This is a genomic window from Oxynema aestuarii AP17, assembly GCF_012295525.1.
In the GTDB taxonomy this organism is placed as follows: domain Bacteria; phylum Cyanobacteriota; class Cyanobacteriia; order Cyanobacteriales; family Laspinemataceae; genus Oxynema; species Oxynema aestuarii.
The window spans coordinates 5,686,417-5,698,578 of sequence record NZ_CP051167.1 but is presented as its reverse complement, the minus strand read 5'-3'; the positions used below and the strand labels follow the sequence as shown (position 1 = coordinate 5,698,578).

9 protein-coding genes are annotated in these 12,162 nt (G+C 52.3%); 5 read left to right on the top strand and 4 right to left on the bottom strand.

Annotation, left to right across the window (positions count from 1 at the left end; translation table 11 throughout):
* Positions 1 to 11 precede the first annotated feature (11 nt).
* On the bottom strand, positions 12 to 2,030 hold the full coding sequence (locus tag HCG48_RS22755) for an ATP-binding protein (RefSeq protein WP_246259709.1): 2,019 nt from the start codon (positions 2,028 to 2,030) through the stop codon (positions 12 to 14).
* A gap of 929 nt (positions 2,031 to 2,959) precedes the next feature.
* On the opposite strand from HCG48_RS22755, the gene HCG48_RS22750 reads away from it, so the two are divergent.
* Both HCG48_RS22750 and HCG48_RS22745 read left to right on the top strand, forming a co-directional pair.
* Positions 2,960 to 3,733, top strand: a complete 774-nt coding sequence (locus HCG48_RS22750; protein ID WP_168571219.1) for a hypothetical protein — start codon at positions 2,960 to 2,962, stop codon at positions 3,731 to 3,733.
* A 61-nt stretch (positions 3,734 to 3,794) separates the two neighbouring features.
* Positions 3,795 to 5,867 carry a thioredoxin domain-containing protein gene (locus tag HCG48_RS22745; RefSeq protein ID WP_168571218.1) on the top strand — a complete coding sequence of 691 codons (2,073 nt, stop codon included), beginning with the start codon at positions 3,795 to 3,797 and terminating at the stop codon, positions 5,865 to 5,867.
* 140 nt (positions 5,868 to 6,007) lie between these two features.
* On the opposite strand, the gene HCG48_RS22740 is transcribed toward HCG48_RS22745, so the two are convergent.
* Positions 6,008 to 7,432 carry an MFS transporter gene (locus HCG48_RS22740; protein ID WP_168571217.1) on the bottom strand — a complete coding sequence of 475 codons (1,425 nt, stop codon included), beginning with the start codon at positions 7,430 to 7,432 and terminating at the stop codon, positions 6,008 to 6,010.
* A gap of 189 nt (positions 7,433 to 7,621) precedes the next feature.
* Between HCG48_RS22740 and HCG48_RS22735 the strand changes: the two genes are divergently transcribed.
* Positions 7,622 to 8,146 carry a phosphoribosyltransferase gene (locus tag HCG48_RS22735; protein ID WP_168571216.1) on the top strand — a complete coding sequence of 175 codons (525 nt, stop codon included), beginning with the start codon at positions 7,622 to 7,624 and terminating at the stop codon, positions 8,144 to 8,146.
* On the opposite strand, the gene HCG48_RS22730 is transcribed toward HCG48_RS22735, so the two are convergent.
* Together HCG48_RS22730 and HCG48_RS22725 are read right to left on the bottom strand one after the other, a co-directional pair.
* Positions 8,143 to 9,114 carry an AEC family transporter gene (locus HCG48_RS22730; protein WP_320415751.1) on the bottom strand — a complete coding sequence of 324 codons (972 nt, stop codon included), beginning with the start codon at positions 9,112 to 9,114 and terminating at the stop codon, positions 8,143 to 8,145. The genes HCG48_RS22735 and HCG48_RS22730 overlap by 4 nt on opposite strands.
* Before the next feature lie 133 nt (positions 9,115 to 9,247).
* Positions 9,248 to 10,735: a hypothetical protein gene (locus HCG48_RS22725; protein ID WP_168571215.1), complete on the bottom strand. Its 1,488-nt coding sequence runs from the start codon at positions 10,733 to 10,735 to the stop codon at positions 9,248 to 9,250.
* A 289-nt stretch (positions 10,736 to 11,024) separates the two neighbouring features.
* On the opposite strand from HCG48_RS22725, the gene HCG48_RS22720 reads away from it, so the two are divergent.
* Together HCG48_RS22720 and HCG48_RS22715 are read left to right on the top strand one after the other, a co-directional pair.
* Complete coding sequence (locus HCG48_RS22720; RefSeq protein WP_168571214.1) at positions 11,025 to 11,162, top strand: hypothetical protein; 138 nt, start codon at positions 11,025 to 11,027, stop codon at positions 11,160 to 11,162.
* A 139-nt stretch (positions 11,163 to 11,301) separates the two neighbouring features.
* Positions 11,302 to 12,132 (top strand): M15 family metallopeptidase, encoded by an 831-nt coding sequence (locus HCG48_RS22715; RefSeq protein ID WP_246260175.1) that lies wholly within the window; start codon positions 11,302 to 11,304, stop codon positions 12,130 to 12,132.
* Positions 12,133 to 12,162: the final 30 nt, after the last annotated feature.

Below are 12,162 nucleotides of genomic sequence, written 5' to 3'. Positions count from 1 at the left end.
CGTCCGACAGCCTATTCCCGATTCCCGACTCTCTCACAAGCGCCTTGGGTTCGCGGCAATTGAATCACGAACTCGGTTCCTTCACCGGGTTGGGAGTGACACTCGATCTGACCGCCGTGTTTTTCGACGATAATTTGATAGGAGATCGACAATCCTAATCCGGTGCCTTTTCCGACAGGTTTGGTGGTGAAAAAGGGTTCAAAAATGTGCGATCGCACCGCTTCGCTCATTCCCGGACCGTTATCGCGAATGCGGATTTCTACGCGATCCTTACCCAGGGGAGCGGTTTCGACAACGATCTTCGGTTTGACCCGTTCGCCGTTGTTCGAATCCCCTTGACTGGCAAAATGGGACTCGATCGCGTCGATCGCATTCCCCAACAAGCTCATAAATACCTGATTGATGGGGGCGGCGTAGCATTCGACTTTTGGCAACTTGCCGTAATTTTTCACTAACTCGATACTCGGACCGTGGGCCGGGTCGATCAGGCGATGTTGCAAAATCAGTAAGGTACTGTCGAGTCCTTCGTGGAGATCCACCGCTTTGACCGTCGCTTCGTCCAGGCGGGAAAAATTCCGCAACGAGATCACGGTCTGGCGAATGCGATCGGCGCCGACCCTCATCGAACCGAGGATTTTGGGCAAATCTTCTTGTAAGAACTCCAATTCCATCTCTTCGGCGTGTTCGGCGATCGCCTCTGGAGGATCGGGATAATACTGCTCGTACAATTGAACGTGTTCGAGCAAATCGCGAATATATTCGCCGACATAGGTGAGATTGCCATAAATAAAATTGACCGGATTGTTAATTTCGTGGGCAATTCCGGCGACCAGTTGCCCCAAACTCGCCATTTTTTCCGACTGAATCAGTTGGGTTTGAGCTTGTTTCAACTCGTTGAGGGTTTGGGTGAGTTCTTCTTTCTGGCGTTGGGTGCGATCGAGTAATTGGGCTTGTTGGATGGCGACGCCGAACTGAACCCCAATCTGGGCGAGAAGTTCGACCTCGTAAGCTTCCCACTGGCGCGGGCCGTCATTTTGATACGCCGCCAGCAGTCCCCAAAGGGTTTCGCCGTGGAAAATCGGCACGATCGCGTAGGCTTTCGCCTGGAAACTTTCGAGCATTTCCACGTGACATTGGGCGTGTCCGGCGTTGTAAATATCGGCGACGGCGACGGTTTCGTTATGGCGGTAGCGTCCGCCTCGGGTTTCTTGCAGGTAACTGTCCGCAATCACCGGAAGGTTCCCCACGAGGGCTTTCCAGCCTTCGGCGAACGATTCGGCGACGAAGATGCCGCTAAAGTCCGGGTTGAAGCGATAAACGGCGACGCGATCGCACTGTAGGAGTTGTCTCACTTCCTGAGTAGTCGTGTTAAAAATCGTCTCGATATCGAGCGATCGCCGGATGTTGTCGATGGTCGTGGCTAAGGCGTGCTGGCGTTGGTGGGCGTTGGCGAGTTCGCGCGCTTGCGCTTTGACATCTTGCAGGGATTCGGCTTGTTCTAACGCCACTTCGACCTGTCCCGAATGGGGCGGAGGATCGGATCGAGAATCCGCGTTCAGGCGTCCCAGGTCTCTACCGATGGCGATCGCCCCGCAAATTTCTCCGGCGTCGTCGCGCACGGGCGTATATACAAAGTTATAAGTTTGTCGTCCTTTTGCGGTCGCCAGTTCTTGGGCGATCGAGGTGCTTTCCCCAGTGGCGATCGCCCGTGCGAGGGCCTTATCGAGGACTTCTCCCGCTTGACCAAAGAGCTCCCCATTGGTTTTACCGATCGCCGAGGACGGGCAGATCCCCAGTTGCGCGGCTCCCGCCGGGTTCACCCACGAAGAGCGCGATCGCGCGTCGTACTGGATCAGCAAGTCTTCCGCCGCTTCGATACACCGCAAGAATTGAGTCTGCTCCGGTGGTTTCGGTACGGTGGCGACGGTGGTGCTCCCTGACAAGGAGACGGACGGGGATACTGCTGGGGATACTTCTTTACCGTGATGACGAGAGCGGCGATCGCGCGGTACGGCTGTATCGATCTCCATATTAATTACCTCTTGGATTATTTTACCTGACCTGTGAGCTGCAAATACTAAAACCACTTAGTATCAGTTATTCGGTCTTATTTTTTAGCCGATACACCCGGCTTGGGTCCGATGCCCAAACCCCCCACCATTTCCCGACGGATGAAAATTCCCCCCAGTCACTCTCTTGCAGACGAAGACGATGCGATACGCTGGAGGCGTCGCTAAGCGCAAGGCGCACGCTGCGCGAACGCGAACGCATGTTTGATGGATTCGCGGCAATCGATGTTTGAATTAGTTTTCATTGAGGCGATCGTTCGTGGCGCGTTCCCCCTGAAGGCGATCGTCCTTCCTCCATTTTGGCGATCGGTATAAACGATCGCAGATTCAATTTTTAAAAGCGTTGATATCGATTTAATCTTATCGTTCATCACTAAGATCCCGATGGAACTGCAGCGATCGCCCTGTCAAGCTTTTTTGAGGCTTAAATAACTGCATTCTAACACTTTAAAATCTCAGTGTTGGCCAGCAGGTAAATTAAACCTATTTTATCCTAAAAATCCCTAAAATCAACTATTTTTGGGCAATTACCGGGAGGCTGAGAGGAACTCGTCTTTTCTTTACCGCTTCTTAAACTAGAGATTGAGCTTTCCGATATTTAGCTGACAATGACTGCGATTTTAGCTTATATTTACCATTCACTTTATCTCGGTTTTAAACTGACTAAAATCTATCTACAGGAAGAACTTATAAAAACAGCAAATAACAATAAATTATTTTTTAATAAAGAATTAAGGTTGCACTTATAGACCTTGGCGATCGCCCGCCACGAGGGGCAACAGGCGCGGTGCGATCGCCAAGGTCATTCCCCCATTGGCGATCGCACGAGTTAAGGTGAAATTATCCCCGTCGATCCCGATCTGATCCTATTGTCTCGAACCGTTGCACCCATGAAAAAAATTGCGATCGCCGCCTTTATCGCCCTCATCGCCGGATTCTCACTCAGTTACTACTACTGGCGACAAGTCACCACTTTACCCGACTGGTACGAGAACGATCTCCCCAACAGCGCTCAAGCCGTCAATTTGAGCGATCGCGGCGCCGTCGCTGCCGCCCAAGCGCGCATCGACCTCAAAATCGCCAACGAGATCGCCCGTCCCGCCGCCGTCGAGACCCCCGCCGCCCGCCCAGAGACCGCTTCCCGAAACCCATTCGATCGCTCGATCCCGATCCGACTCGACCTCGACAATCGCGACTTTAACGATTTACTCGTCTCCAGTTTAAACGAAACCTCGGGGATCGCCCCGTTTCTGCCAGCCACCGAAGGCTTCAAAGCTGAGGTCAAAGCGGGAAAAGTCGAACTGGGCGCCGTGGTCAATTTAGGGGCGATCCCCGTGGACGCCTTGACCCCGCCCGAACGGAAAATATACGATCGCGCCCTAACGACCTTCCCCTTTCTCAAAGACCGCAAAGTATATATGGCCCTCGACGGTCAGCCCCAGGTCGATCAGGGCAAATTGAAATTCGACTCGGAAACTCAAGTCAAACTGGGCAATCTCAACCTCAGTTTGTCCCAAATGGCCGATCGCCTCGGGATCCCGGTCGATCGCCTCGAACGCCAACTCGTCCTCCAACTCGAACGGGGCAACCTCCAAATCGAAGATCTCGAATTGATCGACGATCGCGCCGCCATTACGGGCATTTTAGACGGCGATCGGCCTTAAAGCGAACGCGCTAAACTACGATCGAGTAAAGCGCAATCATATCGAGTTTTTTTAAAAAAGAATGGTCAACCGTCTAGCCCACAGCAAAAGCCTTTACCTGCGAAAACACGCCGACAACCCGATCGACTGGTGGTCGTGGAGTGAAGACGCCCTCGAAACCGCCAAACAGGAAAACAAACCGATCTTTCTCTCCATCGGCTATTCGAGCTGTCATTGGTGTACGGTCATGGAAGGGGAAGCCTTTTCCGACGAGGCGATCGCCGAATACATGAACGCCAACTTTTTACCGATTAAAGTCGATCGCGAAGAACGCCCGGACATCGATAGCATCTACATGCAAGCCCTGCAAATGATGACCGGACAAGGCGGGTGGCCCCTCAATATCTTTCTGACCCCGGACGATCGCGTTCCCTTCTACGGCGGCACCTATTTTCCCCTCGAACCGCGCTACGGGCGTCCCGGTTTCCTGCAAGTCTTGCAAGCGATCCGGCGCTATTACGACACGGAAAAAGAGAAACTGCACGGCTTCAAACAGGAAATTATGGGCTACATGCAACAAGCGGCCCAAATCGGCGCCGGAGAAGCGTTAAGCGACGATTTACTCTGGCGCGGACTCGAAGTCAATACCGGGGCGATCGCCACTCGCGAATACGGTCCGAGTTTCCCGATGATGCCTTACGCGCAGTTGGTTTTACAAGGGACGCGCTTCGAGTTTGAATCGCGCTACAACCTCGCCGAAGCGGCGACCCAACGGGGTTTAGACCTCGCCCTCGGCGGGATTTACGATGTCGTCGCCGGAGGCTTCCACCGCTATACCGTCGATCCGACGTGGACCGTGCCGCATTTCGAGAAAATGCTCTACGATAACGGCCAAATTTTAGAATATCTGGCGAATTTGTGGGGTGCGGGGGTTCGCGAAACCGCGTTTGAGGAAGCGATTCGCGGTACGATCGCCTGGTTGCAACAGGAAATGCGATCGCCCGAAGGTTATTTTTGGGCGGCGCAAGATGCGGACAGTTTCACCACCCCCGACGAAGCGGAACCGGAAGAAGGGGCGTTTTACGTTTGGAGTTATCGCGAATTAGAACGACGGTTGACCCGGGAGGGATTGGAGGCGATCGCCGATCGCTTCGATGTTTCTCCCGAGGGCAATTTTGAAGGGAAGAACGTTTTACAACGGCGCGATCGCCGGGGAATCGACCCCACGACGCGATCGGCCCTCGACGAGCTCTTTGCGGGTCGTTACGGCAAAAAACCCGCCCAAATCGAGACCTTTCCCCCGGCGCGAGACAATCAAGAAGCCAAAACCAAGAGTTGGCCCGGTCGCATTCCTCCGGTGACCGATACGAAGGCGATCGCCGCTTGGAATGCGCTGGCGATCTCGGGGTTGAGTCGCGCGGCGGCGGTGTTTCGGGAACGGTCTTATCTAGAGTTAGCCCGTCAAGGGGCCGATTTTATCCTCGCCCATCATTGGGTAGACGGACGCTTCCACCGCCTCAACTACGCCGGAGAAGCGGATACCCTGGCCCAGTCGGAAGATTATGCCTTTTTGATTAAAGCCTTGTTGGACGTGCAACAGGCGAGTTTGTCTTTTGATGGGGACACGGAGGATGTGCGCCTTTATTTGGACAAGGCGATCGCGGTTCAGGCAGAATTTGACGAGTTACTCTGGAGTGTGGAACTCGGGGGCTATTTCAATACCACGGGCGATCGCCCCGACGCCCCGATCGTGCGCGAACGCAGTTATACAGACAATGCCACTCCGGCGGCGAATGGGGTGGCGATCGCCAATTTAGTGCGGTTAGCCTTACTCGCCGACAATCTCGACTATCTCGATCGCGCCGAAGCCGGATTGAAAGCGTTTAGCAGCATCATGCACCGTTCTCCGTCCGCCTGTCCGTCCTTATTTGCGGCCCTGGATGGGTATCGCCATCCCACCTTAGTGCGAACGACCCGCGATCGTCTCGGTCAGTTAATGAGTGAATATCATCCCACGGCGGTTTTCCAAGAAGTCGCGGATCTTCCGGAAGGGGCGATCGCCCTCGTCTGCGAAGGCTTGACCTGCAAATCCCCGGCCATGAGTGAGGAACAGTTGACCGAACAACTGGCCAAAGCCGAAGGACGGGCGGTTTAAAAATCCAACGTGGACTGCATTCATTGCATCCACCGTTCGTTCGCCAACCGGGTTTCTTGGAAATGGCATTTTTACCGAAGTCTCGGCGCGAAACTCGGTTCCTCCCGGCGATTCAGTTGCCAAACTCATCGGCAACTTGCTCAACTCTCAACCGATTCCCTCCGTTTGCGTTCGTGTAACTTGAGTAAGATTTCGCTGTGAATTTCCCGAGTGATGGGGTAAAAATAGACCAGAACGAGGCCAATAATCAGTGCAACAGTGGGTAACGGCCCGATCGCCACCCGAATCGCCAATAAAGCGGAATCCGGTTGAGGGGGAATCGGTTGACCGGGTTCCGCTTTGATAAAACCGGATAAATCGAGGACGATTCCGACTAAAAAGATGCCTAAACCTAAACCAACTTTTTGCAGGAACACCATAAAGGAATAAAAAATCCCCTCGCGCCGTTGACCTGTTTTCAGTTCGTCTAAATCCACGATGTCCGTCAACATCGACCAGGGAACGAGATAAGCGGTAGCGACACCAAATCCGGCGATCGCCGCCAGTAGATACATCAAATCGACGCGATCGCGCGGTAAAAAGAACAGTCCCCCTTGAGCGACAATCCAAAAGCTCATCCCCATAAAGTAAACCGCTTTTCTGCCCAATTTTTGGCTCACTTTACTCCAGAAAAATAACATGGCGATCGCCACCGACTGGACGATTAATGCGACTTCAAAAAACGATTCCCGACGCATCCAACTGACGACAAAATAAGGAATGATCGCCGTGGTTAACTGCAACGCCAGCCAGGAAAATAAATAAATGGCAATTACAAAGCGAAACGGTTTATTTTGGGCGACGATTCTCAGTTGTTGAAAAATCGGTAACGACTCTTCCGATTCGCTTTGATAACGTTCGCGGGTTCCCCAAACGCACCAATAAATCGGCAGTAAAGATAGCAGGGCACAGGTGGTTCCCAATCGAAAATAAAGGGTTTGGGGATTGTCGGTCAGTTGAGTAAAAACAACTCCTAAAGCCAGGGCGAAAATACTGCCGCCAATCGAAAATGCAAAGCGAAAACTGTTGAGACTGGTGCGTTCGTTATAATCTTGGGTCAGTTCTGGAGTGAGGGCGGTATAAGGAAGGTTGACTGCGGTATAAGCCGTTTGAAAGAGGATCGAAATTATACAGTAGTAGGTAAACAAAGCCCATCGATCGATCTCGGGATTGTCGCTGAAATGGGGAACCAACCACTGGAGAAAGAAGAACAAGGCAAAGGGAACCGAGGCAAACAGCATCCACGATCGCCGTCGTCCCCAGCGCGATCGCGTGCGATCGCTGAGAATGCCGATAATCGGATCGTTAATTGCATCCCAAACTTTCCCGATTAACAGCACCGTTCCCGCCAAACCGGGATCCAATCCCGCCGCTTGGGTGAGAAAAATCATCAAAGAAAAGGCCAGGAGAATCGTCGTCATCCCAGCACTCATATCCCCCGCCCCATAGGCTAATTTCGTGGACAAACTCAGTTTTTCGGAGGACGGGTCGTTAGGGGAACTCGCGGAAGGCGGCGTCTTGACCATAAGTACAGGCTAACGTGAACGATGGAGAGGAAAATAGGGCGATCGCCACGACCGGAGAAAACCTCCGGGGACGTTCGGCTCGATTTTTCCGTATCTTGACATAGGATGTGGGCGATCGCGCCCCGGCAAACGAACGACCCGCGAAAATGGGCTAGGATCGTCGTGGTCTTATCGAGTCAAGCACCCGAGATGAGCGATCTCTATGTTTCGTGGTCGGAGTACCATCAGAAAATCGAGCAACTGGCGGCTCAAATTTACCACTCCGGTTGGGAGTTTAACCAGATCGTCTGTATTGCTAAAGGCGGTCTGCGCGTCGGCGATTTACTGGCCCGAATCTACGATCGCCCTCTGGCGATTTTATTCGCCTCTTCCTACGGCGGTTCCGAGGGAAAAGTGCGCGGCGCCTTAACCATTGCCGCTCATTTGACGATGACGACCCAGACCTTGGGCGATCGCGTCTTACTGGCGGACGATTTAGTCGATTCCGGAGTTTCCCTCCAGCAAACTATTCACTGGTTGCAAGCGCATCACGGCGACCAAATCCGGGAACTGCGATCGGCAGTCATTTGGTATAAAGCCAGTTCCGGCATCAAACCGGATTATTATGTAGACTATCTTGCGGACAATCCCTGGATTCACCAGCCTTTCGAGCGTTACGAGCAAATGAATCCAGCCAAACTCGCCGAAACTTACGCCCCCCTGCGCACCCCTTAACGACCAAACAGCAACAACCACAGGGGTAAGGTGACTAAAAAACCGACCGATCCGACCGCCAACGCCGTCACGGTCAAGTCGCGATCGAGTTGGTAGGTTTCCGCTAACACCAAATTGGCAAACGCGGGAGGCATCGCCACCTGCAGCACCATTACCAACTGCGGCATCCCGCGCAACCCAAACCCAGCTAACAGCGCGCCGATAATGGCGGGAACGACGAGCATTTTAATCCCGAGAGAAACTGCCGCAGGTTTGAGGCTACTCCACGATCGCAGTCGCGACAGTCGCATCCCCAGCAGCACCAAGGCCCCCGAGATCGATCCCCAGGCGAACGTTTGCAAGCCGCTTTCGATCGCCGCCGGGAGGGGTTGCGATCGCACCAGCAACGCCAGGGCCAAGGCGAATAAGGTGGGATTACGAACCGTCGCCGCCGCCACTTGCCAGGGGTTTTTATCCCCTTCGCCAAAGCGGGCCGCGATCGCCACTCCCAGTCCGTAGGCCCCGATCACGGTCCCGAATAAGTCGTAAAACAGCGCCCAACCGAAATATTTTTCCCCCACCAGGGTCAGGGTCACCGGATAACCGATATATCCCGTATTGCCGACCATCGCCGCGAGCAGAAAACTGCCCTGACTGGGGGTGTCTACGGTATACATCGGTGCGGATTTGACCGCATTCGGGGGCTGCCAGCGTTGGCGCACCTGCAACCACAACCATCCCAGAGCCCCCCCTAACAAAATGGCTCCCCAGGCGATCGCGGGTGCCAGCCAAATCGAACCGGATAAATCCGTGCGCCGCACGAATGCAAACACGCTCACCGGAACCCCGATCCAGAATAGAAATTGACCCACGTACATCGGAATCCGAGGGGGAAGCAAGCGCCCGAGGATAAAGCCGAGTAAGGCTAAACCGCCGAGTTGGGTGTAAATTTCGAGCAGTTTTTGTCCGATATCGAACATGGTGACCATCTCAAGCTAGGGTTTGCAGGAGCGCTCCAAAAAAAGACGCGGCCAAATCGACCGCCGTCGCCAATGGCTGGAGAAGACACTCAATGCTCGATTTTAAGGCGATTTTCCTGGGTCGGCCCTCCGCGAACGCCCCTTATTCCGAGCGATCGTCAGGAACCGACGGAACCTGATGCACTGGGGTGGGAACCTCATGTCGTTCTCTCAATTGGCGATCGCTCCAGTTTTGGCAAACAGAAGATAATATATTATCTCCATGCTGGTAACAGAAAAACTGTCGATTGGGAAAATTGCGGTCTAAATACACGTACCAAAGGGTTGTTAGAAAGAAACAGGTGCAAATAAACGGCCAATAAAATAACTTGAAGTACAAGTTATCCTGATGTCGAATAAAACGACTAAACTTAGAATTATCGTCATCTTTAAAGAACAGATACGCATCGACGGCGACTAAAGCGATCGTGACATACATCACCGTGTAAAGTTGTTCGATATAAACTAAAGGACCGGTAAATTCGACGCGAATCTGAGCTTGTGAAATCAGTAAGGCAAAAAATAAGCTGACGCAAACGCCTAAAATACCAAAGGTATCTAAACCGTATTGTTGGGCGAGATTTTGATCTTTCACCAGCATCATCAACGTGGCGCACAAAACCATCGCCGTCACCAGTAACGGTACTCCATAAAGAAATAACGCCGTCCCCGGATTTCGTCGCAAAACGATATTAAAATAGAGTTCGGGATGATCTTTCTCGAAACAGCCCACCTCGATATCGGCCTTCTGGCAACCGACCGATCCCATTGTGGTTAAATATTTATGTTGTCGGTAACTGAAGTAAATATCTTCCGGTTTGCCAAATTCGCCGGGAATGACCGCTTCGGGATCGATAAACGCTTCGATGGGAACGGGTGTATTTTCCGGATCTAAGATTTGCCTCCTTTCGGTGGTTGCACTCAGTTCGTAATCTTCAAACGCAGGTTTGAGGACGGGTAAGAAGTCATAACTCCCCGTCCACACTCGAATCCAAACTATTTTGCGATCGAACGGGTATTTACCGTAATCGAAGTTTTCACGCAATGCGGCTTCAAAATAACACAGAGTTGTATTCGGACTATTGGGATTATCGCGCTTTTCAATTAATAAATAATCCGGAGAATACACCGTATCGGGAAAGATAAATTTACAAGTCGATTCCTCGTTCTCGGAGGCTACCACACCCTCGGGTGTTTTTTGCCAGATATAACCCGTAACGTGAACGTCACTACTATTGATAAAGTCAATCGACTGGATAAAAAAACCTGTGGGAATATATTGTAGTTGGCCATCGGGCGGACACCAGGTATAGCCTTTTTCCGCTCGAATCTCTTTGGGAAGCTGACACAATCGGTCAATTTTGGCTCGGTAACGATTGAAATCGGCGACGGTACGGATAGGTCGCGAATCGATGGATTTGCTCGAATATTGTTCGCGCTGGGAAGGTCTTCCCCAATAATATTCGGGGATTAAAATGGCGATCGCCCCTAGGGTCAAAATCAGAGAAATTCCATAAGAAACCGACCACTTATGTTGTCTGGCATATTGAAATGCCGAGTGGTAAAATGATTGAAGTTTGAGCAAGAACATGACTCGTTCAGTTTTTAAGGGATCTTTTGCGATCGCCCCTTAAATAAGCGCAACAACAACCCGACAATCGACCTTGAAGGCGATCGCCGTCTTTTCCTGTTACTTGACTGTCAAATTCCAAAAAAAACGATTTTAATTTTGTCAAGTAAAATTGGCAATTCTTTAGATCTAATTTTTGATTTGTAGGGGGCGTTCTGGAAAAACCTTCGGACGCTACCAAATTTTATCGAGACAACAAATAATTGTCAATAATCTGCGGGGTAGTCGAGGGGAACCATCGATCGCATCAATGGGTAAAGGTCGCGATCGCGCGATCTTCGAGGACGCAGCGATCTTCCCGGCGACTTCCGGCTTTGTCAACCGTTCGGATCTAAGGCAAACGATCGAGACTCAACCCGAGAAAGTAATAGAAATGAATACAGATTAACCCAGTCTATCCGTCCGTAGGGATGACGGCCCGATCGCACTCGATCCGATGGCGCGGGTTCACAAACCGGATGAAACGGTCCGAGACCGTTAAAATCTTTAACAGTGCAAGCTGGATTTTACACGTAGGAGTGACTCCCTTGAATAAGGTTGGTTTGTCAGGAAACCCGTCCAATGCCTCCGCCGGAATCGGCGAGGATATTCCCCAAGCGGTTCGCGATACCCCTGAAGCGCCAGCACCATCGACCTCAAAGCCCCTCGGTGCGATCGTCGTTTTCGCGGGCGCCGGGGCGATCGCCCTCGCTTCGGGACTCTGGTTCATCTTAGCCGCCCAAACCCCCCGGGAAACCGCGATCGCCCCCAATAGCAATTTCTCAGACCCCGCCACCCCCTCGGCGCCGTCCGATTCTCCCTCCCCAGAGGCGCCCGAAAACTCCCTCGACGGTGAAAACGTTCTCGGACATTTACCTTACGAACAGGCGCCCCTCGAACAATTGGAGCCGATTACAGGAGACGGAAGCATCAAAATGCGCCGTGCTGCTGCCCGTGCGTTCTTGCAAATGAAGGCGGACGCCGCAGCTCAAGGGATTTATTTAGCGGTAATCTCCGGTTTTCGCACCGTAGAAGACCAGCAATACTTATTTTTCGACATTAAAGCCCAACGCGGACAAATCGCTAGGGAACGGGCCGAAGTCAGCGCGCCGCCGGGGTACAGCGAACACCATACGGGTTACGCGGTCGATATTGGCGATGCGAACGTTCCGGCGACCCATCTGAGTCCAGATTTTGAGAAAACCGCCGCGTTCCAATGGTTGGCGGCGAACGCTCCTTATTATAGTTTTGAGTTATCCTTTCCTAAAGACAATCCCCAGGGCGTAGCTTACGAACCTTGGCACTGGCGTTTTGTGGGCGATCGTCATAGCTTAGAAACCTTCTATAAAGCTCACGAAATCCAACCCCAAACGCCTTAATTTCGACCCTCCCAACTCCTGCAAACCAAG